Genomic DNA, 23471 nt, shown 5'->3' with positions numbered 1-23471 from the left:
CTAGAATAAAGAAAGGTGCGCTCGTCGCAAAAACATTTGATTATAGGGGTGCGATATGTCTCAGAAATTCATGAAATTTATGGTATTGCTCATGATTAGCTTACTGTTAATTTCTTCACTTTTAGCAGGAGCGGCAGCCTTTTTATAAAGTGTTGATAAAAAAGCAGACAAGCAGGTGATTCGTTTTTTAACGAATGGCCTGTTTGTCTTTGGCCAGTTTTTCAAATGCATCGCTTGATGTCGTGATCCATACCTTTGTACCAACTGGAAGCTGATCAAATAGCCGTTCTACATCTTGATTATGAAGACGTACACAGCCCGCCGTAATAAATTTCCCTATCGATGTCTCATCACTTGTTCCATGAATGCCATAGGTTCTCCCGTCGGTTCCTCGCGCATCAAATCCAATCCACCTTCGGCCGAGTGGGTTATTCTTTGCGCCGCCTTCAATATTTTTTCTTCTGTAATAAGGATCTTTCGCTTTGATCATAATCGTAAATTCACCTTCTGGCGTTAAATCAGCTGTTTTGCCAGTAGAAGCCGGGTAGACTTTTTGAATTTTCCCATGATCAATATACGCAAGCTCGTTCGTTTGTTTATTAATAATGACATACGGGTCTCCTGGAAGCGGGTTTTGCCCGAGCGGCCAGATGGGTGAAAGGGACATGGTCAGCACAGTATAAAATAAAAGACGCATAGGCTCCTCCTTTTTTATTAGATTGACCAATGAAGGAGGAACTCATGCGTCTTTATTCTTTCATCCCTTTAAAATAACTTTTCAGCACCAAATATTGTTCCATTTCTCCGAGAAAATGAAAGAGTGCGGCTCTAGCTTCAAATTCTTCACGTGTTTGCGGAAGCGGCAGTGCATCAAACTCTTCTTTCATATCAATCAGGCGTCTTAAGAACTTATGCGCCGTGTTCCCTGGGTGAATATGTTCTCGTAAATCTCTAATATATTCTGCAATGATTTGCCCATGCTCCGTTGTAACAGAAATGGACGTAATTTTCGGAAGCACCCGCTCAATGATTTCAAATTGCTTTTGTCTCATGTTGAAATAATGATAATACAGATTTTCATGTCTTAAGACATGATTTTCAACATCACGGTATGCAAGAGCTTTCGCTTCTTTAATCAATTGATGCGTCTCTGGAATTTCTTTTCCTGTCCAGTCTTGTTTTCCGGTCATTAAATATTGCTCGATTTCTTCAAAGATTTTCGCAAAATTCGCTTCAATTTGTTCACTGTATTGTTTCAGCTTTTTATCAACGCTAGGCATATACAGGTTCATAATGAGTGCGACCCCTACACCAATGGTGATGAGTAAAAGCTCATTCCAGATGAGATGAAGCGTAATGCCTCCAGACATATACAAATGAAGGATAATCACTGAACTTGTGACAATCCCTTCTTTAATCCGAAGCAAGACCGTTGTTGGAATAAAGACGAGCAGCATCAGTCCAATGACAAAAGGATGATACCCAATCAGATCAAAAAATAAATAAGAAAATAAGATGGCAAGACTGCATGCGGCAAAGCGGGCCCCAGATGCGAGGAGTGACCTTTTTTTCGTCACCTGAATACAAAGAATCGTAATAATGCCGGCAGCTGAATAGTTTTGCAGACCGAGCATTTGTGCAATGTAAATGGCTAGAGCTGTTCCTAATGCTGTTTTCAGCGTTCGGTAGCCGATTTTAAACATGATGTGATTCACTCTTTTCTGTCTACTTTTGTGAAATGATGAACTTTTTTTACTTTCCCCATTATAATCAAAAAAAGAAGGAGATGTTAAGTCTCCTCCTCGTTTTTTTCATTATAATATTTTTTGTAAGAAATCTTGAGCACGCTGTGAAGACGGAGATTCAAAGAATTCTACAGGATTGGCATCCTCTACAATTTTCCCATCATCCATAAAGATCACACGGTCTGCCACTTCTTTTGCAAAGCCCATTTCATGTGTGACGATCATCAGCGTCATCCCAGATTGAGCGAGCTCTTTCATGACCTCTAATACTTCCTTTACCATTTCTGGATCAAGAGCAGACGTCGGCTCGTCAAAAAGCATGATGTCTGGTGTCATCGCAAGGGCACGTGCAATGGCGACACGCTGCTTTTGACCACCTGACAGCCGGTTCGGATAATCATCTTTTTTCTCTAAAAGTCCAACCTTTTTTAAAAGCTCCTCTGCCTGCTTGATGCTGTCTTCCTTCGATTGGTTCTTTACATTCATTGGCGCATACGTAATATTTTCTAGCACTGTTTTGTGCGGGAATAAGTGAAAATGCTGAAATACCATACCAATATTCTCGCGCACTTTTAATGCATTTGTTTTTGGATTGGTAATTTCCGTCCCCTGAATCGTAATCACTCCAGAAGTCGGTTTTTCAAGTAAGTTAATACAGCGAAGAAATGTTGATTTTCCTGAACCAGAAGGCCCGATGACAGCTACCACTTCGCCTTCTTTAATCGTGGTATCAATCCCTTTCAACACTTCATTTTTACCGAAAGATTTTGTGAGTTTCTCTATTTTAATCATTTGATTTTAACTTCCTTTCCACCGATTTGCCGACGAAGGTAAGAATAAGCACGATGACATAATAGATGAGACCCGCAAAAATAAGCGGTTCAAGATAGTTATAGGTGACGGCACCTGCTTGATAAGCTCGTCTCATGACATCGCCCAGTCCAATGACTGTGACAATCGCTGATTCTTTTGTCAGTGTAATCGTTTCGTTCACAAGTGCTGGTGAAATATTTTTGAATGCTTGCGGAAGCAATAAGTCCTTCATCATTTTAGCATACGGGATACCTAAAGCAACGGCCGCTTCTTTTTGCCCTTTATCAATGGCATTGATTCCTGCACGAATGATCTCAGAAACGTACGCCGCCGAGTTTAGTGAAAATGCTGCTACAGCTGCCCAGTATTGATCAATTTGAAAGCCGAGCAGCTGGGGAAGACCAAAATAAATAATCAAAAGCTGAAGCACAAGCGGTGTGCCTCGGAAGATTGACGTATAAAAATCTGCTAGCCAGATAAGCGGCTTAAATACACTAATTTTACAGAGCGTTAATAAGATTCCTAAAATAAAACCAAGGAACAGTGATACCACAACAATAGAAAGCGTTACTTTAAGACCTTCTAAAATAAAGGGCATCTGAGGTATGACATCTTTAAAATCCATCATGATATTCTCCTTTTTTTCCTTCAGATAAAATCAAAGAATAAAACAGGAAAAAAGTTCAACACATGTTGAACTTTTCAGCGCTTTCTACTTGATTTTCATGAATGACGCTGATCCTTTTCCTGACTTACTTTTCATCAGCAAACCATTTTTTAATGAGTTTATCAAGTTCGCCATTATCCTTCATTTCTTTTAATGATTTATTGAATTTCGCTGTTAAGTCGCTATTTTTTTTGAATGCAATGGCTGAACCTTCGTTTGAGCTATTCAATCCAAACGCTTGGAAATCTTTTTCCTTTTTCAAGTAGCCAGCCGCTACTTTATCTTCAATAATGGCTGCATCAAAACGGCCTGCCTTAATTTCTTGAATGATATCAGAGATTTTATTACGATCTTCGACCGTTAAGTTATATTTCTTTTGCAATCCATTTGCTTCATCTTGCTGGATAGAACCTAATTGAACGCCAACCGTTTTGTCTTTTAAATCTTTCTCTGTTTTTATACCGCTAGATTTTTTAGATACAACCAAGTTTTCAGCGTTGTAGTAAACATCTGAGAAATCAACTTGTTTTTTACGCTTTTCAGTAGGTGTCATGCCTGCAAGCACAATATCAGCTTTATTTGTTTTAAGAGCTGACACGAGGCTTGCAAAGTCCATATCTTGAATTTCTAGCTTGTAGCCGTTCTTTTTCGCTAGAGCTGTAGCAAGGTCGACATCAAAACCGATAATTTTATCACCGTCTTTTGATTCAAATGGCGGATAATCTGCTGAAGTCGCCATAATGAGTGTTTTGTCGTCTCCTGATGCGTTTGAATTATTAGAAGAAGTTCCGCATGCTGCTAATGCAGCTGCAAGACCAGCTGTCATAAGTAATAATAACCACTTTTTCATATGATAATGCCTCCTAGTATTTAAAATCATGAGTAGATTTGAATATTTATTCACTATAATGTATTTTAAACACTTTCTTTTTGATATGCAATAGTATTTTGCTAAAATTATTTTGATTCGTATGTCATGTAAAACAAAAAAACAGACCGATCAAAAGACCGGACTGCCTCTAAATGATTCATTCAAAAGTAACATGTTACACTTCTTCGCAATACTCATCGAAAGCGGCTTGAAGTTTTGACACCACTTCCATCGGTTCATGTCCTTCGATTTCGTGACGTTCGACCATTTTAATGATCTTCCCGTCTTTTAATAGAGCAAATGATGGTGAAGATGGCGGGAAGCCTTCAAAGTATTCACGTGCTCTTGCGGTTGCTTCTTTGTCCTGTCCAGCAAACACTGTGAGCAATTGATCTGGACGCTTATCGTAATGAACAGAATAACCAGCCGCTGGTCTTGCAATACCGCCTGCACAGCCGCACACTGAATTCACCATAACAAGTGTCGTTCCTTTTTTCGTTAGCGCTTCATCAACTTCTTCAGCTGTTGTCAGCTCCGTATAGCCTGCCTGTTTAATTTCTTCTCGTGCTTGTTTCACGATATCATTCATAAATAAATTAAAATCAATATTCATAACCGTCCACTCCTTCTACGTACCAAACCATTTTAACTACATCATATCAAGGAAAACGCCGGCGGGCAAATGTCTTGTTTCGTCCCCTTCACTTTTTTCAAACGTCGTTTATGACCTGTGGAATTGGGGAAAAGTGATAATAAAGTGATGAAAGGGAGAACTGCGTGATGGCACAATTCAAAAAAGCGATACTCATTTATAACGGAAATGCTGGACAAAAAAACATGGAAAAAACACTAGGTCAAACAGTGCCTCTTCTTTCTTTACATATTGATGAACTCATCCTTAAGCCTACAAAACAGCCGAATGATGCCTATCATTTCTGCCGCGAGATGGATGAGTCGATTGAATTGTTGATTATACTAGGCGGAGACGGAACCGTCCATGAATGTATGAATGGAATTGGCGGTTTAGAAAAAAGGCCAGCTGTAGCGATTTTACCTGGCGGGACGTGCAATGACTTTTCTAGAACGCTAGGCATCCCGCAGCAGATGCCAAAGGCCGCTCAAATGGTGATAGATGGCACTGAAAAAAAGGTCGATTTAATCAAAGCAGATGATCGATACCTTTTAAATTTTTGGGGGATTGGTCTCATCGCAGATACCTCAAACAATATTAATGATAAAGAAAAAGCTGTCCTCGGAAAAATCAGTTACTTCACGAGCGCTCTTCGAACCCTTCAGCAGACAGAACCTTTCTACGTACGCATTGAAACGGAAGAGGAAAACTGGGAAGAAGAAGCTGTGATTGTCCTTGTCATGAATGGGCACTTTATCGGTACAAATAAAATAGATCTGCCAAATGCTTCAATTGATGATGGAAAAGCCGAAATTTTAATTTGCAGAAATACGAGTTTCTCTGCTTTAAAAGAGATTTTTTCAATGAACCGCGAAGAGCTAGAAGATTTTAAAGGTGACCTGTCTCTTATACAAGCATCCCGCATTCATATTCATACTAAAGAGGAAATGGATGCAGATACAGATGGAGAAGTATACATGACCGCTCCTTCTTCCCTTGAAGTATTAAAACAGCATTTGACCTTTATCGTTCCAGCAGAATAAAGAAAACGCCTGCATCATTTCGATGCGGGCGTTTTTTTGATATAACGTCTGTATAAATATTCAAGTGCATACCCTAGCAGTGTACCTATCAGAAGGGAAATGCCTAATAAACTATTGGCGACTCCTTTAAATCCACCTATCATCAACAAGCAATAGGCGATTTGAATGATTGAAACGATCGATATGATGAGCAGTAAGCGTTCAGGATGATTGCGTGATTTGGAAATATACCGAAGAAAAGCGAACGCAATGGCTGTGATAAACATCAGACCAATCGTAAGAAAAGCAAAGAAATCTAATCCAGACATCTCATCGCTCCTTTCTGATTGATATGGAAATCCCCCTCTCATTGTGAGAAGGGGACATATAAATGAGCTTAATAGACGGACGTCTGCTCGTCAATGCCTTCAAGAATTTGTTTAATTCTTTGCAGGAATCTACCGCATACAAGACCATCGAGTACTCTATGATCTAATGAAAGACAAAGATTCACCATATCTCTCGCGGCAATCATACCATTTACAATCATCGGGCGCTTTACAATAGATTCTACTTGTAAAATGGCTGCTTGCGGATAGTTAATAATCCCCATTGATTGAACCGAACCAAATGATCCTGTGTTGTTCACTGTGAAAGTGCCGCCTTCCATGTCACTTTGCTTCAGTTTGCCTTGTCTGACCTTGAAAGCAAGTTCATGAATTTCTTTGGCGATTCCCTTAATCGTTTTCTCATCCGCATCTTTAATCACTGGGACAAAAAGAGCGTCATCTGTCGCAACAGCAATGGAGACATTGATCGCTTTCTTTTGAACAATTTTATCACCAGCCCACATGCTGTTCATTTCAGGGAATTCCTTTAAGGCCTGAGCCACTGCTTTGACAAAGAACGCAAAGAACGTCAAATTAAAGCCTTCTTTTGCTTTGAATTGATCTTTTAGCTGATTTCTTCTTGTCACAAGGTTTGTCACATCCACTTCCATCATCGTCCAGGCATGTGGAATTTCATGCTTGCTTCTTAGCATGTTTGCGGCAATCGCCTGTCTAATCGGAGTGACCGGCAGTTCAACATCTCCAGGCATTGAAGGGATGGAAGGAGCTGCTTTTCCTTGTGTCGACTGAGCAGGCTCTTTTTGACTTGTTCTTTCACTAGCAGGTGCTGCCGTTTCTTGTGCGCCTCCACTTTCGATAAGCTTCAGCAAATCTTTTCTTGTGATTCTGCCGCCAGCTCCCGTTCCTTGAACAGTCGCTAAATCAATTCCGTGCTCATCTGCTAAACGCAGGACTGCCGGAGAGTATCGTTTCTTTTGACTCTGATCCACATTTGTTTGGTCAGGCTCTGGTGCTTCATCTTGCGCAGGCGCCTCTTCTATTTTCGCACTCTGCTGCGCACTGCCTTCTACTTCAATTTCACAAAACACTTCTCCTACTTGAAGTGTATCACCCTCTGCAGCCGCTAGTTTAGTGATTGTTCCTGTAAAGGATGACGGAACCTCTGCATTTACTTTATCTGTCATGACTTCCGCAATCGGATCGTATTTATTCACATGATCGCCAGGTGAAACGAGCCATTTGCTAATGGTTCCTTCTGTTACACTTTCACCAAGCTGAGGCATTTTCATTTGTTCAGTTGCCACTTTGAAACCCTCCTCTTTCTTAAAACGCCGCTAGTTCTCTCATTTCAGCTTCTACCTTATCCGGATTAACCATGAAGAATTTCTCCATTGTCGGTGCATAAGGCATTGCAGGGATATCAGGTCCTGCTAGACGTTTAATTGGCGCATCTAAATCAAACAAGCAGTGCTCTGAAATGATGGCCGCCACTTCACTCATGATGCTTCCTTCTTTTGTATCTTCCGTTAACAAGAGTACTTTCCCTGTTTTTGATGCCGCTTCAATAATCGCTTCTTGATCAAGCGGGTACACTGTACGTAAATCGAGAATATGAGCAGAAATTCCGTCCTTCGCAAGGCGCTCTGCTGCTTGGAGGGCAAAATGAACACAAAGGCCATATGTAATGACCGTAATGTCATCGCCTTCTCGTTTCACATCCGCTTTTCCAATAGGGAGCGTATAATCTTCTTCAGGCACTTCTCCTTTAATGAGACGGTATGCACGTTTGTGTTCAAAGAACAATACAGGATCTGGATCACGCACTGCGGCTTTTAACAACCCTTTGACATCATAAGGTGTAGAAGGCATCACAATCTTTAAGCCTGGCTGATTGGCAAAAATGGCTTCGACCGATTGTGAATGATAAAGCGCCCCGTGTACGCCGCCCCCGTAAGGAGCACGAATGACCATTGGGCAGCTCCAATCATTATTGGAACGATATCTAATTTTTGCAGCCTCTGAAATGATTTGGTTGATGGCTGGCATAATAAAATCCGCAAATTGCATCTCCGCGATCGGACGCATTCCATACATAGCAGCCCCAATACCTACACCTGCAATCGCTGATTCGGCAAGAGGTGTATCCATGACGCGCGCTTCTCCAAATTGCTCGTAAAGACCCGCTGTTGCTTTAAATACGCCGCCTTTTTTCCCGACATCCTCTCCGAGCACAAACACTTTCGGATCTCGCTCCATTTCTTCTTTCATCGCTAGTGTAATAGCGTCTATATATGACATAACAGGCATTTTTCTTCCCCCTTACTCCGCATACACGTAACGAAGTGCGCTTTCTGCATCGGCATAAGCTGCGTTTTCCGCTTCATCAGTGGCTTCGTTTACGATTTGCATGATTTCTTTTGTCATCTCTTCTTTCATTTCAGAAGTCATGACATTTCCTTCGATTAAGTACGTTTCATATTGAATGAGCGGATCTTTCTTTCTTGCTTCGAGCACTTCTTCTTTTTCTCGATAGCTAGAATCATCGTCATCACTTGAATGCGCAGTTAACCGGTAAGAAATGGTTTCGATCAATGTTGGGCCTTCGCCTCTTGCCGCACGGTCTCTCGCTTCTTTGACCGCTGCATACACTTCAAGCGGATCATTTCCATCAACCGTCACACCAGGCATTCCGTACCCTATTGCACGATCTGAAATACGCTCACATGCCACTTGTTTGTCATACGGGACAGAAATCGCATACTTATTGTTTTCACACATGAAAATAACAGGCAGCTTATGCACCGCAGCAAAGTTGGCGCCTTCGTGAAAGTCTCCTTGGTTTGAAGAGCCTTCACCGAACGTGACAAAGCTAACAAAATTCTTTTGCTCTAGACGCCCGGCAAGTGCGATGCCAACCGCATGAGGAACCTGTGTTGTCACAGGCGATGATCCAGTCACAATTCGGTTTGATCTTTGCCCAAAATGACCTGGCATCTGTCTCCCGCCTGAATTTGGATCGTCTTTTTTCGCAAAACCAGACATCATTAAATCTTTCGCCGTCATCCCGAATGCAAGGACAACCCCCATATCACGGTAATAAGGTAAAACGTAATCCTCTTCCCTATTGAGGGCAAAAGCGGCACCGACTTGCTGCGCTTCCTGTCCTTGACAAGAGATGACGAATGGAATTTTTCCAGAACGGTTTAACAGCCACATCCGTTCATCAATTTTTCTTGCTAAAAGCATGGTTCTATATATGTCAATCGCTTGTTCATCTGATAATCCTAATTCCTGATGACGCATGTTACTCATCATGTTTCCCTCCTTGATTAAAAATGGATCGCCTTTCCGTCAACAGCCAGTGCTGCCTCGCCAATTGCTTCTGACAAGGTTGGGTGCGGGTGGATCGTCTGCCCCACTTCCCACGGAGTTGCATCTAATACTTTGGCTAATCCAGCTTCAGATATCATATCTGTTACATGAGGACCAATCATATGAATCCCTAAGATATCATCTGTCTTTTGGTCAGCAATGATTTTGACAAATCCATCAGACTCTCCAAATACAAGCGCTTTTCCGATGGCCATAAAGGGAAACTTCCCAATCTTGACTTCGTAGCCTTGCTCTTTTGCCGCCTGTTCAGTCAGTCCAACACTAGCGGTTTCTGGGTGAGAGTACACACATTTAGACACGAGCGTTTCATCAAGCGGCTTTGGATCTTGACCAGCCATATGTTCTACTGCAATCATGCCTTCATGTGATGCGACATGCGCCAGCTGAAGACCGCCAATGACATCACCTATTGCGTAAATATGCGACTCTTTCGTTTGGTAATGCTCATTCACGACAATGCCATGATTTTCTGTCTGGATGTCCGTGTTTTCAAGACCTATGCCTTCCACGTTTGGCACTCGGCCAACTGAAAGAAGCAGTTTCTCTGCTTCAAACGACTGAGTGTCTCCACCTTGTTCCACTTGGATCTTGACCAGATTCTCATGCTTTTCGGCAGTATCTGGCAGAACCTTCGCATTTGTCACTAAGGTGATGCCCTTTTTCGTTAAAAGCTTTTCCATTTCTTTAGAAATATCTTGATCCTCTGTTGGCAAAACGCGATCTGCAAATTCGATCACTGTGACTTTTACGCCAAAATCGTTAAGCATGGAAGCCCATTCGATCCCAATCACGCCTCCGCCGACAATCAGCATGGACTGAGGGAGTTCTTGCAGTTCAAGTACTTCGTCTGATGTAAGGATGTGTGTTCCATCCGCTTCAAGTCCGGGCAGGACGCGCGGTCTTGATCCAGTCGCAATGATGACCTGCTTAGGAATCAGCATTTCATTTTCATCGCCATTCGCCATTTCTACCGAGATGGTGCCTGGCATTGGCGAAAAAATCGAAGGGCCTAGGATACGGCCTATTCCTTCGTATACATCAATTTTCCCTTGTTTCATTAAATGTTTGACGCCGCCTGCTAATTTGTCGACAATCTCTGTTTTTCTTTTTTGTACGCTTGCAAATTGTAAGGCAATTCCGCTTGCTTCAACGCCAAAATCAGCGGCACGTTTGACCGTTTGATAGACTTCTGCACTTCTAAGCAGCGCTTTAGATGGGATACAGCCTTTATGAAGACATGTTCCACCGAGCTTTGATTTTTCTACGACTGCTGTTTTCAATCCAAGTTGAGAGGCACGAATGGCCGCTACATAGCCGCCTGTGCCTCCACCAAGAATGACGAGGTCATATTCAGTTGCCATGACTTGTCACTCCTTTCTCCGCCTTTTGATCATTTGGGTATTCTTTTGGTGATTCTTCTTCTTTTAAAATGCGAAGCGCCCCTTCTGCTAAGGATTGCAATTCATTTTCACCTGGGTACACAACAACATCTGAAATCCAGTCAATGTATCCTCTAATGCTTGACGTAATTTGTTTGCTGTAGGCAAGGCCGCCTGTTAACACAATGACGTCTACAGCTCCTTTTAAGACCGCACTAGCCGCACCAATTTCTTTGGCAATTTGATAGCACATCGCTTCATAAATAAGCGCCGCACGCTCATCGCCTGCTTCAATCATTCGCTCTACTTTTACTGCATCTGTCGTGCCAAGATAGCCCGCAAGACCGCCTTCGCCAATAATGCGTTTGAGCATTTCCTCTTGCGAATATTCACCAGAAAAGCATAAATTGACAAGGTCACCTGTTGGGAGAGTACCTGCCCGCTCTGGGCTGAAAGGACCCTCACCATGAAGACCGTTATTCACATCAATGACTTTTCCTTTTTGATGTACACCAATCGTAATTCCGCCGCCCATATGGGTAATGATCATGTTCAAATCTTCATAACGCTTTCCAAACGAAGCAGCCGTTTTTCTTGCGACTGCTTTTTGATTTAACGCATGAAAAATGCTTTTCCGCTCAATTGTTGGCAGTCCTGAAATACGAGCAATTGGCTGTAGTTCATCTACGACTACGGGATCAACAATAAAAGCTGGGATGTTAAGACCAAGTGCAATTTCTCGGGCAATGATTCCGCCTAGATTAGAGGCGTGCTGGCCAGCATACCCTTCTTTTAGATCTTCAACCATTTGCTCATTTACTTCATATGTGCCACCTTCAATCGGGCGAAGAAGACCACCGCGTGCGCAAACTGCATCAAACTTTGAGATGTTCATCCCCTGTTCATGCAGTGTTTTTAAAATGGTTTCTTTACGGAATGAAAATTGATCAATGATATGAGGAAACTGCTTGATTTCCTCATCTGTATGTCTTAATGTCGTTTCAAAAATAGATCGTTCATTATGAAACACACCGATTTTTGTTGAGGTAGAGCCAGGATTAATCGTGAGAATACGCCATTCTTTTGTCAGCAAAAACAAAACCTCCGTTTCAACTCATTCATCCATTTAGCGACGACTTAAAATATGTTGACCATTTTGCAGGAATTGGCTTCTTGATTTGCGCATTCTTTCAATTCGCTCTTCAGCCAATCGGTCTGCCGCTTTATAAGTTGGAATGGCATCACGGTTAGAGATTTCAATCACTCGCTCAATGTTTTGGTAAATGCCTTCTACTTTTTTCATTGCACGATCGGCATTATAGCCATAAAGCTCATCTGCAACGTTAATCACACCGCCTGCATTGATCACATAATCCGGTGCGTACACAATGCCCATTTCATGAATAAGATCTCCATGATGTGTTTCTCTCAGCTGGTTATTCGCTGCACCTGCAATGACTTTTGCCTTTAATTTAGGAATCGTCACATCGTTAATGGTTGCACCGAGTGCACATGGTGCGTAAATATCACATTCTTGATCATAAATATCATCAGGGTCTACCGCTTTTGCACCGAAGTCTTCTACAGCTCGCTGAACTGAGTCTTTGTTGATATCAGTAACGATAAGCTGTGCGCCTTCTTCATGCAGGTGTTTACATAGGTTGTAAGCCACGTTTCCAACACCTTGAACGGCAATTATTTTTCCTTCTAATGAATCTGTACCGAATGCTGCTTTTGCAGCTGCTTTCATGCCTTTATATACACCGTAAGCAGTCACTGGAGATGGGTTTCCTGAAGAACCAAATGCAGGAGAGATGCCTGTGACAAAGTCTGTTTCTTCATGGATAAGATCCATATCTTCTACCGTTGTACCGACATCTTCAGCAGTGATATAACGGCCATTTAATCCTTGAATGTAACGGCCAAAAGCACGGAACATTTCTTCATTCTTGTCTTTTCTCGGATCACCAATGATGACCGTTTTACCGCCGCCAAGGTTAAGCCCTGCCGCCGCATTTTTATAAGTCATACCTCTTGCAAGACGCAAGGCATCTTCGATCGCTGCTTCTTCATTTTCATATGTCCACATTCTTGTTCCGCCGAGTGCTGGCCCAAGTGTTGTATCATGAATGGCAATGATGGCTTTTAAACCAGACTGTTCATCCTGACAAAATACAAGCTGTTCATAATCGTATCGTTCCATATATTTAAAAAGTTCCATTTTCTATTCCTCCTAATACTTTCGCTTAATTAGATGTACAGATGGCAAGTGCAATTGAATAGAGCTTGCTTTCAGCTGAATCAGACCGGCTTGTTAAAGCAATCGGTGCTTTCGCTCCTGCCACCACAGCTCCCACTTTTGCATGAGCAAAGTAGATGAGAGATTTATAAAGAATGTTACCTGCTTCAATGGTTGGCACAAGCAAAATATCTGCATGACCAGCCACATCACTCGTAATATTTTTATGAGAAGCTGCCGTTTGAGAAATGGCATTATCTAAAGCCAGCGGCCCATCAATCAGGCAGCCAGAAATTTGACCTCTTCGATTCATTTGCGCAAGACTTGCAGCTGTGAGTGTCGAATCCATCGCTGGGTTTACGACTTCTACCGCTGATAATACGGCCACTTTGGGCATATCATTTCCGACAGCTTGTGCGACTTGAACGGAATTCACCGTAATTTCTTTCAGCATATTTAAATCAGGCGCAATGTTCATCGCAGAGTCCGTCACATAGATAAAACGGTCAAAGCCCGGTACTTCGAAGGCAGCAACATGTGAAAGGACACTCGCTGTCCGAAGCCCATACTCTTTATTTAGGACAGCTTTTAACAATACGGCTGTCGGGACATGACCCTTCATGAGAATATCTGCATGATTTTCACTTACTGCCTGAACGGCAATTTTGGCAGATTCTTCGGGTGAATCTGAATGAATAATATCTATCCAGTCTTCATTGATCTCATGCTGTTTGACTAGCTCCTTTAGGTTGCGTTTGTTTCCAACCAGCAGGAAGCGAGCGACTTTTCGTTCGATTGCCATTTTGATGGCATGAAGCACTTCTTCGTCTTCTGCATGAGCCACAGCCGCTGTTTTATTCTGCAACTGCGAGGCTTTAATAATCAGATCGTCAAGCTTCATACTTGCCCACCTTTCCTTGTGCTCGGTTCCTCTTTTTATATGCAAGTTCCGTGCCAGCTTGAAATGTGTGAAAAATAAGCCTTTTTGCAAAGAAATCATGCAATTTCTTGCAGGTTACGTGCATGTTACTGCATGCTATCTTTTGCAAGCTGATACTTATCCATTTTATAGTAAAGATTTCGAATGCTGATCCCTAACGTTTTCGCTGTTTTTGTGCGATTGAATTGATGTTTTTCAAGGGTTTGTTTGATCAGCTGCGCTTCAAATGCTTCTACAGCATCTGAGAGCGTCTCCCCCTCAAATTGACTAACAGCCAGTTCCTGCTGCTCTTTTTCCTCATGCTCGTCTGACTCCATGAAGGCGATATGCGCTTCATCGATCCATTCTTCTTGCGGATTCAAAAAGATCATCGCTCGTCCAAGCACATTTTCAAGCTCTCTCACGTTGCCTGGCCAGCTATATGATCGAAGTCTATGAAGCGCACGATCTGTTAAGCCGCTGACGTTTCGCCCATAGTCTAAATTGATCTTTTGGATGAGGCGTTTACTTAATGATTCAATATCTTCGAGACGCTGTCTGAGTGGTGGAATCGATATCGGGTATCTGTTCATTCGATAATATAAATCCTCTCTGAACTTCCCTTCTGCCATCGCCTTTTCAATATTGACATTTGTCGCTGTGATCACACGCACATCGACCGGTATCGCTTTCGTTCCGCCTACCCGTACAATTTCTTTTTCCTGCATGACACGCAGCAATTTCGCTTGTGTACTTGGCGTCATTTCACCGATTTCATCTAAAAAGATACTGCCGTGATTGGCTTCTTCAAACAGCCCTTTTTTCCCGCCACGCCTTGCACCAGAAAACGCTCCTTCCTCGTAGCCAAACAGTTCTGACTCTAAAAGAGTTTCTGATAAGGCAGCACAGTTGACACGGACAAAGCGGTTGTACTTGCGATCACTTTCATTGTGAATGGCATGTGCAAACAGCTCTTTCCCAGTACCTGATTCTCCGCGGAGTAAAATGGTTGCCGGCGTTTTTGCACCCAGCTTTGCCTGCTCAAGTGCGACAAGCATTTGTTCACTTTCTCCAATAATGTCTTCAAATGTGTACTTTGCTTCAAGTGTTCGGATGAGCTGTCTTGCTTTATTTAATTCATTCGTCAATGATTGAATTTCGGATACATCGTGAATGACGCCGACACTGCCTTTTAGAATGCCGTCCACAATAACAGGTGCTACATTGACGATGACATCTTTTTTATTTGGACCAACCTTCATTCTGACGCCACGAACAGGTCTTCTTGTTTCAAGCACCTTTAAGTGCATGCTTTCCCCTTCGGAAATATCAGCACCAGCTGGTTTACCTACGACCTCTTTATCCGTTAAACCGGTCATTTTCGTATAAGCACGGTTGATCAAAATACCTTTCCCCTGCTCATCGACAACCGATATGGCTTCATCTGATGATTGAATAATCGCCTCAAGCATCGTTCTTACTTCTTTGAGGTTTGTCACTTCTTCCGCAAGCTCCACCGCATCTGTTATGTCTTTAAAGATCGATAAAGCACCTAACATTCTCCCCGCGTCATCAATAATCGGCAGACGGGTGGTCACAATTTGAATTTGCTGATTCAAAAATTGCTTTTGGTTAAATTCCGGCTCCCTTGACCTTAATATATCGGGAAGTTTCGTGTTCGGAATCACTTCTCGAATGTGACGGCCAATCGCATCCTTTTGCGAACACCCCACCATTTTGGCAGCCGATCGATTAAACAGGACCACTTCTTCATCCATATTAATAAAAATCATGCCATCATTCGTTGCATTAAAAATGCGGTCATGTTTATAGGTTTGTTCCTTCAATATTTGAATAAGCTGTTGTTTCTCTGCCATTAATTCTGAAATGACGTATGCCATCGAGCTTGGCACAATCACAGCATGCTCTGGTTTTTGTTCAATTAATTCTTTCAGTACAGCAGAACTGCCTGTAGTTTCAATGATGATATCAATGTCATCTTTTATGTATTCTTTCCAATCCGTCGTCGTCTCAATTCCATTCTTTTTCGCTTCATCCATCCCCGGTGCCTCGAGATCAAGGTCGGCGATCGCAATGATTTGAACCGTATTTGTTTTCAGCAATGTTTCAAGCAGTGCTGATCCACCTTGTCCTGCACCGACAATCAAGACTCTCTGCATCCCGTTACCCCTTTATATGAAAAATTTTGCACACCATATTTTTCCGTTGCAAAAAATTGCACAACACCTATATTACCACGTTTTCCTTTCTTGACAAAATATTTTTTGAATTAGACAATGGAAGTAAATGACGTTTAAGGGGACATTTGATGGGGAGAATACTGGCATTAGTGATTATTTTAATACCTGGAGCCTTTGCAGCACTTGGCATTAAGCTGCTGCGGGACACTGTTTTCGGCATCATCATTGCACCATTTCCATATTTATGGCTGCAAGGAATTGCAGGGTTGTTATTTTTAGGGGGAGGTCTTTATGTTGTTGCAGGATTTATTTTATATAGGGACCGTAAACGAAATAAAGTAACAACTCGTTTTAAGCAAAGGTAATCATGAAAAAGACCCGCTGTTGATAGCAGGTCTTTATTTCATTTCTTCTCTTATTTTGACGGCTCGATCAGGAAAATCAGTAAAGATTCCATCAACACCCAAGGTCAACATATTTTTTATTTGCTTCTCACTGTTTACAGTAAACGGTCTAATCACTTGTTGGTCCGCATGGAGAGCGGCTACTACTTCTTTTGTCACCCCAGCGCCCTTTATATTCGGATGGTAGCCCTTTGCCGGGATTGTTTTTAAATACATGTCCGGCTGATGAATCACATCCATTGTGAGGACCGCCAGTTCAATGTGCGGCATTAGCTTGTGAAAAAGAGCTAAGCTGCCGTGATGAAATGATGAGACAAGCACTCGATCCTCTATTTGAAAGTGCTCAATTTGCTTTTTTACTTTCTCTTCAATCCCTGGATATCGATAAATAGAGTTTTTTAATTCAATGTTGATCATAAAGGATGATCTCTGCGTCACTAGCTCTAATACTTCTTCTAATAGAGGAATGGAGACCGCACCCGTTTCTTCATAGAAAGAATGACTCGCATCTCCTCTTTTTAACTCTTCATATGTATAGTCTTTCACTAACCCTTTCATATTGGTCGTTCGGTTCAGCTTTTCATCGTGAATGACAGCCAGTCTGCCGTCTTTGGTGAGCTGAACATCAAGCTCAATTCCATCCGCTCCAGAATGGAGTGCGTGCTCAAAGGCAATCATGGTGTTCTCTGGATAGTTTCCTTTAAAGCCTCTATGTGCAAAAATTTTCGTCATATGCCACCTCTAAATATGATGATTACCTATATTATGACGTGTCTTTTTTCGTTTTGCCAGTTTGAGCACATAAAAAAACCTCTTCTAATAAGAGAGAAGAGGTTGACAGGTAAATTCGATCACGTAATCGCTCTGATGGCTTGCTCTGTCGTCTCTGCGTCAAGAGCAAAAAGGGAAGAAACAACTGCGACTGCTGTAACGATTGTTACACCTAACAACAACTTTTTCATAAGATAACCTCCACTTTCTTTTGAAGTATTTGTGCATCGAATTTCTTTTCAAGAAAACGAATGGCATTTTGATAATCATTTCGTTCCTTGAAGTATTTCGATATTTGTTCAGACAAATCCTCAAGCTCCACATATAATCTATTTTTTTCTATGTAGTCTAATTTTTCAGAGAATACGTCTGCTGCTCCACTATTTTCGCACATCAAATCCAAAATTTCAAATTTTACTATATATTCATTATTTTGGATATCACAGCTATATTGAATCCCCTCTTTAATATATTCTTTCGCCTCATGATCTCCTAAATGAACTAAGGCATTTGCGAGAACATATAAAGATTGGATGAAATAATGGCTATTGTCGCGATGAATTTGAATGCTCATCCCTTTTTTGGCGTATTGCGCACTTTTTTCATAATCAGGTTTTGCGTAATAAAGAACCGCTAAATTGTGATAGCACTTCCCAATCAGCACTTCATTGTTAATGCGCTTACTTTTCTCAAGTGCCTCTTGGTACTTTTCCTCAGCTTCATCAAACTGTAGTAAATCAATACAGTTGCTTGCATGTAAAATTAAGCTGTCAATCGCCTGTGCGGTATATTCTTCATGCGCTTTAAACGTATCAATGGCTTTTTTAATATGATTAATGGAAATGAAATTTTGCTTCAGTTCGTAATAAATGGAAGCGACTTTATGATGAAAAGTTCCTACTTCAAGATCTTCATTCACACGTTTTAGCCGCTGCTCAGCAATCTTATAAAAACTAATCGCCTCATCATATTTTTTGACATAGGCAGCATATTGGCCTTTATAAAAGTAAAAATAAAAATTAATAATGTCATCTGCTTTTTCATCCAGCGTTCCGACACTTTTCATAATCTGATTGGCTTTTTCAATATTTCCAAGTAACATTTCATGTCTGCCGTCGACTAGCTGATAATAAAGAAGAACTTCTCGATCCTCATCTGTATTTTTTAGCAAATTCTGAATTTTCTCTTTATAGACAGCAGATTTTTCTAGGTCATTCTGAGAAATGACCCTCGTCCACTTGCTAATTTCGTTCGCAACCTCAGCAGAGTGGATTTTCAGCTTTCCCATAACCTCACCCTCTTCTTTTCATTATTATAGCATAGTAAAAGAATGTGAAAATTATTAAATTCGACAATGGGAATATTCAGTTCAAATGGCACAATCTCTAAGAAGCCAGTGACTTTAAAACGCCAACCAATCGGGTCAATAGAAATAGAACTTTCGATCTCATTTACTTTATTTACTAATTACATAAGACCTTTTCCTCTCATCCTTTTTCTTACGAATGAGCGTTTTCTTCTTCTATAAGCCAATTGATTAGCGTAGCTGATTACCACTATTTTATGTCCTATTCATTTCTTTCATGCTTTATTTTTCATTTTATTCTGAAAATAAAGCAGCCCGTTTGTCCAATTTAAACATTAAAGATGATTTTATCAACATAACCATTTTTTAGCAATATTTTACGAAAATAAAAAAACGCCTCATTGAAGAAACGTTTTTTATGGAAGGTGACTTAGCTTGCTCTATGCTCTAAACGCAGTCGATCAGCCACCATGGCAATAAATTCGGAATTGGTCGGTTTGGCTTTTGACATGCTGACTGTGTAGCCAAAGAGTGACGAAATGGAGTCAATATTCCCTCTGCTCCAAGCCACTTCAATGGCATGACGAATCGCTCGTTCTACCCTGCTGGCTGTCGTGTTAAATTTCTTTGCAATGTCTGGGTACAATACTTTTGTAATACTGCCGAGTAGTTCAATATCATTGTACACCATCGAAATGGCTTCTCTTAAGTATAAATAACCTTTAATATGAGCTGGCACGCCAATCTCATGAATAATCGTCGTAATGCTCGCATCTAAGTTCTTACGTTTCGGTTCAGGTTTGCTGCGAAGGACACTGTTTTGGATAGATGAAGATCGATGGCTGACTTGTGTGCCGTTTCCACTGACTTGACGAATATGACCTACGAGGTTTTCCATATCGAATGGTTTCAAAATGAAATAGGATGCGCCCAAATCGACTGCTTTTTTCGTTACGTCTTCTTGTCCGAAAGCCGTCAGCATAATGACACTTGGCTGTTTGGTCATTTCATTGTTTTCACGGAGGCGTTCCAGTACAGCAAGACCGTCTAAATGAGGCATGATAATATCTAAGAGGAGAACGTCGGGCTCTTTATCTTTAAATAATGTCAGACATTCCTGACCATTATACGCCACGCCAAGTACTTCCATATCTTCCTGTCCCTCAATATACTCTGTCAAAAGGCCAACAAGTTCTCGATTGTCATCAGCTACACACACTTTAATTTTCTCCACGTTCTTTCCTCCCCAATGTCGATTCCTTAGTCTTTTGCATTTCTCTTCTGAGTGTTCAATTCGACAAAACCATGCTATCCCCTTTAAAAAAGTTTAATTTTCCGAATAATAGAGCATTATCTAGCTTTTTCTACGTTTTTCTTAATGAATCGACGATTATTGCAATTTGACAACACACTGTTTTCCATTTTGTCGAAAAATCTCTTTTTCCTTATTTTATAACATGATGGAAGAGAAAGAAAGGGTAGAAAAAAACTGCCGGAAGATTCGCGGCAGTTTTTCATCAGCTTGCTTTTTTGTTTTTTTGATAAAGGTCAATTCCTGCTTCTGACAGCATCCATTCAATGTGTACGCCGTATCCGCTTGTCGGGTCATTGACGAACACGTGAGTGACCGCTCCAATGACTTTGCCATTTTGGATGATCGGACTACCGCTCATTCCTTGAACGATCCCGCCCGTTTTGCTTAATAAGCGTTCATCTGTTACTTTAAGCACCATTCCTTTTGTTGCCGGGAATTTTTGTGGTGTTGTGCTGACGATTTTAATATCAAATTTCTCTACTTTATCATGGTCCACGACCGTTAATATTTCGGCTGGACCTTCTTTTACTTCATTTGATAATGCGACTGGAAGTGGTTTGTCTGCTACATGATTTTCAAGTTTTTCGGTTAACGTACCAAATATACCGAATGGACTGTTACGTGAAATATCACCTATCGTTTTTCTTTCGGAAGAAAACCTGGCCAATTTTTCTCCAGGGTTGCCTCCTGTCCCTTTTTCAATGGATGTGACAGTTGATCTGACAATTTCACCATTGTCGACCACGATTGGTTTTTTTGTATCCATGTCAGAAATCACATGCCCAAGGGCGCCATATTTTTTAGAAGATGGTTCAAAGAAGGTCATCGTCCCGATTCCTGCTGCGGAGTCACGAATATAAAGACCAATTCGATAAGTACCTTCACTTGCATCTTTCGCGGGTGTTAGTGTCGTTTGAAAGGTTTTATGGTCTCTTTTTATGAGTAAATGAAGGGTTTCCCCCGTTTTTCCGGCTTTCTGAATAAATGGGGTGAGGTCATTCATCTTCTCCATTTTCTGACCATTGATCTCAATGATCATATCCCCTGATTGAATGCCTGCAGCTTCACCTGGTGATTTTTTGCCGTCTGCTGTTGTGATTTGATGAAAACCGACAACGAGAACTCCGACAGAATGGAGTTTGACGCCAATGGATTGTCCTCCAGGAATGACTTTTAATTCGGGAAGAACATCGACTTTTGTTTTCTTAATAGGAAATCCTTTAAAATCATAAACAATTTCGGCTTTTCCCGCCTTTTGTCCCGTTACTTCAAGTTGATTCTTTTTCTCTGAAAGACTAAAGGCTGGCGAAGAAGCATTGGCTGACGCTTCAATGGATGTATCAATCGAATGCTTCTCGTGTTCAAATACTGCGACAGTTGTTGGAATGCTGATATATTCCTTCACTATGCTCATAAACCCTGTACTTATTAAAGAAACAAGGAGAATCACACCAATGGCTTTTCTCATCTTTTCGGGCATTCATTTTTCACTCTCCTCGCTCCTTACCCACACCAGAACATTAATGTTTTGGCTACATCTTTACTTTTGCCTTCTTAGCGAGGATTTATAACCGACACCTTTAGAAAATGATTGGATAAATTGATAAAAGAAAAAGACGATTTCATGCGTATATACGGCGAATATGAGACAATATAAAAAAGGCAGCTGTTGTTTCAGCTACCCTGTCGTTTTGACATCATTTGCTTGGTGCAGTAATTCTTTTGCATGCTGTTTTGTGAGCTCAGTGACTTCTACACCAGCAATCATTCGGCCAATTTCACTCACTTTTTCATCATCACTTAGTGGTTTGACGTTCGTCATTGTTCTACCAGCTTTAGCGCGTTTAGAAATAAAAAGATGTGTATCAGCCATTGCTGCTACTTGCGGCAGATGGGTAATACAGAGTACTTGTGAACCTGCTGCTACTTTATAAATTTTTTCAGCAATGGCTTGTGCGACTCTGCCGCTAACGCCCGTATCCACTTCATCAAATATAATGGACGTCACTTCTTGTTTCGCTGAGAAAATACTTTTCACTGCCAGCATGACACGTGAAATTTCTCCTCCAGATGCTACTTTTGACAAAGATTTCATTGGTTCACCCGGATTTGTAGAAATGACAAATTGCGCTTGATCTATGCCATTTCTCCCGAGCTGTACGGGTTTTCCATCTAAAAGCGGGCAGTCCGTACTGCCAAAAGGTGCATATCGAATCGTAAAAGCGGTATCAAAAGAAGACTTCTCCATATATAAATCCTTCAATTCAGCTTGAATGTGCTTCGCCAGTTTTTTCGCCCATTTTTTACGGAGCTCTGACACGTTAAGCGCTTCAAGCAATGCATCCCGGCTTATCGCATCAAGTTTGTTTTTAAGTGTCTGCAAATGGCTGTCTCGATTTTGGATTTGGTCTATCTCCTCTTCAATCTTAGCCGCATATTCTAAAATTTCCTCAACGGTTGTGCCGTATTTTCGCTTCAGCTGCTTCATCTCATTTAGTCTAGACTCAATAAAATCAAGACGGGCTGGGTCAAATTCTAATTGATCAAGCATGCTGCGCATTTGAAAAGTAGAATCTTCTAATAAATAATAGGAGTTTGACACTTGCTCAGAGAGCTTTTTCAGATCGTCGTTGATCTCAGAAACTTGCTCAAGCTCGCTTGAAGCCATCCCAACCCAATCAAGTCCTCCCTGCTCATTACGCAGAGCATTATATGCGTTTTGAAGTGAGGAAAAGATTTTTTCAAAATTGCTGATTTGATGACGTTCCTCTTGAAGCTTCTCATCTTCCCCAGGCTCTAATTGTGCCGCTTCAATCTCTTCCAGCTGAAATTGCAATAAGTCTAACCGGTGAACCATTTCCTGTTCATTTTCAGACAGCTGTTTGAGTTTTTGCGCCGTCTTCATATATTGATCATACGCTTCTTGATACTGTGAGAGAGCAGGTGCAATTTCTTCTGCTCCAAATTGATCAAGCAAATGTAAATGATTTTCATCTTCCATTAACAGCTGATTATCGTGCTGTCCATGTATATCAAGCAAAAGACGGCCAACTTCTCTTAAAAGCGAGATGGTGACAAGCTTCCCATTAATGCGGCAAATGCTTTTCCCGCTTTGATTGATATCACGGCGAAGAATCATCATTTCATCAGATGCATCAATTCCTTGCTCCTCGCAAAGGGCAAATACAGGATGATCTGCTGGTACAAGAAAAAGACCTTCCAGCTCTGCTTTTTTTTCGCCATAACGGACAAATTCGGATGATCCTCTTCCCCCTACAAGAAGTGAGACAGCGTCAATCATGATTGATTTTCCGGCACCTGTTTCCCCTGTTAGAACTGTGAGTCCTTTTTCAAACGAAACCGTTAACTCCTCAATGATTGCAAAGTTTTTAATGGTTAGTTCTGCTAACACTCATTTGACACCTCTTTTTGTAAACCTGATCTC

Annotated in this window: 23 protein-coding genes; 3 read left to right on the top strand and 20 right to left on the bottom strand. The window is 41.3% G+C overall.

Translation table 11 applies throughout. From position 1 onward, the window contains the following. The first annotated feature begins 55 nt into the window (after window positions 1-55). Window positions 56-148 (top strand): stressosome-associated protein Prli42, encoded by a 93-nt coding sequence (gene prli42, locus ES896_RS20110; RefSeq protein WP_017357951.1) that lies wholly within the window; start codon window positions 56-58, stop codon window positions 146-148. A gap of 39 nt (window positions 149-187) precedes the next feature. On the opposite strand, the gene ES896_RS08780 is transcribed toward prli42, so the two are convergent. From ES896_RS08780 to ES896_RS08755, 6 genes are all read right to left on the bottom strand, one after another. Next, entirely contained in the window at window positions 188-697 is a 510-nt protein-coding gene (locus ES896_RS08780) for a L,D-transpeptidase (protein WP_008342241.1), read from the bottom strand. Between the two features lie 52 nt (window positions 698-749). Next, window positions 750-1703, bottom strand: coding sequence for an aromatic acid exporter family protein (locus ES896_RS08775; RefSeq protein WP_007501130.1), 954 nt, complete (start codon window positions 1701-1703; stop codon window positions 750-752). A 111-nt stretch (window positions 1704-1814) separates the two neighbouring features. Further along, a complete protein-coding gene (gene artM / locus ES896_RS08770) occupies window positions 1815-2537 on the bottom strand; it encodes an arginine ABC transporter ATP-binding protein ArtM (RefSeq protein ID WP_017357952.1) in 723 nt (240 codons plus the stop codon). Continuing rightward, window positions 2530-3183, bottom strand: coding sequence for an arginine ABC transporter permease ArtQ (gene artQ / locus ES896_RS08765; RefSeq protein ID WP_008342239.1), 654 nt, complete (start codon window positions 3181-3183; stop codon window positions 2530-2532). The genes artM and artQ overlap by 8 nt, the downstream gene beginning before the upstream one ends. Window positions 3184-3310: 127 nt before the next feature. Beyond that, complete coding sequence (locus tag ES896_RS08760) at window positions 3311-4075, bottom strand: transporter substrate-binding domain-containing protein (protein WP_008342238.1); 765 nt, start codon at window positions 4073-4075, stop codon at window positions 3311-3313. 196 nt (window positions 4076-4271) lie between these two features. After that, window positions 4272-4709 (bottom strand): BrxA/BrxB family bacilliredoxin, encoded by a 438-nt coding sequence (locus tag ES896_RS08755; RefSeq protein WP_007501138.1) that lies wholly within the window; start codon window positions 4707-4709, stop codon window positions 4272-4274. 167 nt (window positions 4710-4876) lie between these two features. Here ES896_RS08755 and ES896_RS08750 point away from each other — a divergent pair, with 167 nt between their 5' ends. Then, window positions 4877-5770, top strand: a complete 894-nt coding sequence (locus tag ES896_RS08750; protein WP_008342237.1) for a YegS/Rv2252/BmrU family lipid kinase — start codon at window positions 4877-4879, stop codon at window positions 5768-5770. 14 nt (window positions 5771-5784) lie between these two features. On the opposite strand, the gene ES896_RS08745 is transcribed toward ES896_RS08750, so the two are convergent. From ES896_RS08745 to ES896_RS08705, 9 genes are all read right to left on the bottom strand, one after another. Next, window positions 5785-6078 carry a YesK family protein gene (locus ES896_RS08745; protein ID WP_008342236.1) on the bottom strand — a complete coding sequence of 98 codons (294 nt, stop codon included), beginning with the start codon at window positions 6076-6078 and terminating at the stop codon, window positions 5785-5787. A 68-nt stretch (window positions 6079-6146) separates the two neighbouring features. Continuing rightward, window positions 6147-7403 carry a dihydrolipoamide acetyltransferase family protein gene (locus tag ES896_RS08740; RefSeq protein WP_135226717.1) on the bottom strand — a complete coding sequence of 419 codons (1257 nt, stop codon included), beginning with the start codon at window positions 7401-7403 and terminating at the stop codon, window positions 6147-6149. Window positions 7404-7422: 19 nt separating this feature from the next. Continuing rightward, window positions 7423-8406: an alpha-ketoacid dehydrogenase subunit beta gene (locus ES896_RS08735; RefSeq protein WP_007501148.1), complete on the bottom strand. Its 984-nt coding sequence runs from the start codon at window positions 8404-8406 to the stop codon at window positions 7423-7425. 12 nt (window positions 8407-8418) lie between these two features. Next, window positions 8419-9411, bottom strand: a complete 993-nt coding sequence (locus ES896_RS08730; RefSeq protein ID WP_017367570.1) for a thiamine pyrophosphate-dependent dehydrogenase E1 component subunit alpha — start codon at window positions 9409-9411, stop codon at window positions 8419-8421. A gap of 17 nt (window positions 9412-9428) precedes the next feature. Further along, complete coding sequence (gene lpdA, locus ES896_RS08725; RefSeq protein WP_135226716.1) at window positions 9429-10853, bottom strand: dihydrolipoyl dehydrogenase; 1425 nt, start codon at window positions 10851-10853, stop codon at window positions 9429-9431. Next, window positions 10843-11964 (bottom strand): butyrate kinase, encoded by a 1122-nt coding sequence (gene buk / locus ES896_RS08720; RefSeq protein ID WP_017357958.1) that lies wholly within the window; start codon window positions 11962-11964, stop codon window positions 10843-10845. Before buk ends, lpdA begins: the two co-directional genes overlap by 11 nt. Before the next feature lie 33 nt (window positions 11965-11997). After that, entirely contained in the window at window positions 11998-13092 is a 1095-nt protein-coding gene (gene bcd, locus ES896_RS08715) for a branched-chain amino acid dehydrogenase (protein ID WP_135226715.1), read from the bottom strand. A gap of 25 nt (window positions 13093-13117) precedes the next feature. Continuing rightward, window positions 13118-14011: a phosphate butyryltransferase gene (gene yqiS, locus ES896_RS08710; RefSeq protein WP_008342231.1), complete on the bottom strand. Its 894-nt coding sequence runs from the start codon at window positions 14009-14011 to the stop codon at window positions 13118-13120. A 125-nt stretch (window positions 14012-14136) separates the two neighbouring features. Next, the gene (locus tag ES896_RS08705) at window positions 14137-16209 is read right to left on the bottom strand and encodes a sigma-54 interaction domain-containing protein (protein WP_135226714.1); all 2073 of its coding nucleotides are present in this window, start codon (window positions 16207-16209) and stop codon (window positions 14137-14139) included. A gap of 149 nt (window positions 16210-16358) precedes the next feature. Between ES896_RS08705 and ES896_RS08700 the strand changes: the two genes are divergently transcribed. Next, the gene (locus ES896_RS08700) at window positions 16359-16595 is read left to right on the top strand and encodes a DUF2627 domain-containing protein (protein WP_017357960.1); all 237 of its coding nucleotides are present in this window, start codon (window positions 16359-16361) and stop codon (window positions 16593-16595) included. A 33-nt stretch (window positions 16596-16628) separates the two neighbouring features. On the opposite strand, the gene ES896_RS08695 is transcribed toward ES896_RS08700, so the two are convergent. From ES896_RS08695 to recN, 5 genes are all read right to left on the bottom strand, one after another. Beyond that, entirely contained in the window at window positions 16629-17366 is a 738-nt protein-coding gene (locus ES896_RS08695; protein ID WP_017357961.1) for a glycerophosphodiester phosphodiesterase, read from the bottom strand. Window positions 17367-17592: 226 nt separating this feature from the next. After that, window positions 17593-18693, bottom strand: a complete 1101-nt coding sequence (locus tag ES896_RS08690; RefSeq protein ID WP_019743381.1) for a Rap family tetratricopeptide repeat protein — start codon at window positions 18691-18693, stop codon at window positions 17593-17595. Between the two features lie 448 nt (window positions 18694-19141). Further along, window positions 19142-19945: a sporulation transcription factor Spo0A gene (gene spo0A, locus ES896_RS08685; protein ID WP_008342226.1), complete on the bottom strand. Its 804-nt coding sequence runs from the start codon at window positions 19943-19945 to the stop codon at window positions 19142-19144. A gap of 283 nt (window positions 19946-20228) precedes the next feature. After that, window positions 20229-21506, bottom strand: a complete 1278-nt coding sequence (gene spoIVB, locus ES896_RS08680) for a SpoIVB peptidase (protein WP_007501161.1) — start codon at window positions 21504-21506, stop codon at window positions 20229-20231. A 198-nt stretch (window positions 21507-21704) separates the two neighbouring features. Next, window positions 21705-23438 (bottom strand): DNA repair protein RecN, encoded by a 1734-nt coding sequence (gene recN, locus ES896_RS08675; RefSeq protein ID WP_135226713.1) that lies wholly within the window; start codon window positions 23436-23438, stop codon window positions 21705-21707. Window positions 23439-23471 lie beyond the last annotated feature (33 nt).

It is taken from the genome of Bacillus sp. 005/A4HT-01/001 (assembly GCF_004634445.1).
In the GTDB taxonomy this organism is placed as follows: Bacteria; Bacillota; Bacilli; order Bacillales; family Bacillaceae; genus Bacillus; species Bacillus altitudinis.
The sequence above is the reverse complement of the archived record's forward strand: the minus strand, read 5'-3'. Positions and strand labels throughout refer to the sequence as shown.

What these genes read in the sequence shown, in the direction of transcription:
- prli42 (WP_017357951.1), top strand. Translation starts at nt 56, where the DNA reads ATGTCTCAGAAATTCATGAAATTTATGGTATTGCTCATGATTAGCTTA.
- ES896_RS08780 (WP_008342241.1), bottom strand. Translation starts at nt 697, where the DNA reads ATGCGTCTTTTATTTTATACTGTGCTGACCATGTCCCTTTCACCCATC.
- ES896_RS08775 (WP_007501130.1), bottom strand. Translation starts at nt 1,703, where the DNA reads ATGTTTAAAATCGGCTACCGAACGCTGAAAACAGCATTAGGAACAGCT.
- artM (WP_017357952.1), bottom strand. Translation starts at nt 2,537, where the DNA reads ATGATTAAAATAGAGAAACTCACAAAATCTTTCGGTAAAAATGAAGTG.
- artQ (WP_008342239.1), bottom strand. Translation starts at nt 3,183, where the DNA reads ATGGATTTTAAAGATGTCATACCTCAGATGCCCTTTATTTTAGAAGGT.
- ES896_RS08760 (WP_008342238.1), bottom strand. Translation starts at nt 4,075, where the DNA reads ATGAAAAAGTGGTTATTATTACTTATGACAGCTGGTCTTGCAGCTGCA.
- ES896_RS08755 (WP_007501138.1), bottom strand. Translation starts at nt 4,709, where the DNA reads ATGAATATTGATTTTAATTTATTTATGAATGATATCGTGAAACAAGCA.
- ES896_RS08750 (WP_008342237.1), top strand. Translation starts at nt 4,877, where the DNA reads ATGGCACAATTCAAAAAAGCGATACTCATTTATAACGGAAATGCTGGA.
- ES896_RS08745 (WP_008342236.1), bottom strand. Translation starts at nt 6,078, where the DNA reads ATGTCTGGATTAGATTTCTTTGCTTTTCTTACGATTGGTCTGATGTTT.
- ES896_RS08735 (WP_007501148.1), bottom strand. Translation starts at nt 8,406, where the DNA reads ATGCCTGTTATGTCATATATAGACGCTATTACACTAGCGATGAAAGAA.
- ES896_RS08730 (WP_017367570.1), bottom strand. Translation starts at nt 9,411, where the DNA reads ATGAGTAACATGCGTCATCAGGAATTAGGATTATCAGATGAACAAGCG.
- lpdA (WP_135226716.1), bottom strand. Translation starts at nt 10,853, where the DNA reads ATGGCAACTGAATATGACCTCGTCATTCTTGGTGGAGGCACAGGCGGC.
- bcd (WP_135226715.1), bottom strand. Translation starts at nt 13,092, where the DNA reads ATGGAACTTTTTAAATATATGGAACGATACGATTATGAACAGCTTGTA.
- yqiS (WP_008342231.1), bottom strand. Translation starts at nt 14,011, where the DNA reads ATGAAGCTTGACGATCTGATTATTAAAGCCTCGCAGTTGCAGAATAAA.
- ES896_RS08705 (WP_135226714.1), bottom strand. Translation starts at nt 16,209, where the DNA reads ATGCAGAGAGTCTTGATTGTCGGTGCAGGACAAGGTGGATCAGCACTG.
- ES896_RS08700 (WP_017357960.1), top strand. Translation starts at nt 16,359, where the DNA reads ATGGGGAGAATACTGGCATTAGTGATTATTTTAATACCTGGAGCCTTT.
- ES896_RS08695 (WP_017357961.1), bottom strand. Translation starts at nt 17,366, where the DNA reads ATGACGAAAATTTTTGCACATAGAGGCTTTAAAGGAAACTATCCAGAG.
- ES896_RS08690 (WP_019743381.1), bottom strand. Translation starts at nt 18,693, where the DNA reads ATGGGAAAGCTGAAAATCCACTCTGCTGAGGTTGCGAACGAAATTAGC.
- spoIVB (WP_007501161.1), bottom strand. Translation starts at nt 21,506, where the DNA reads ATGCCCGAAAAGATGAGAAAAGCCATTGGTGTGATTCTCCTTGTTTCT.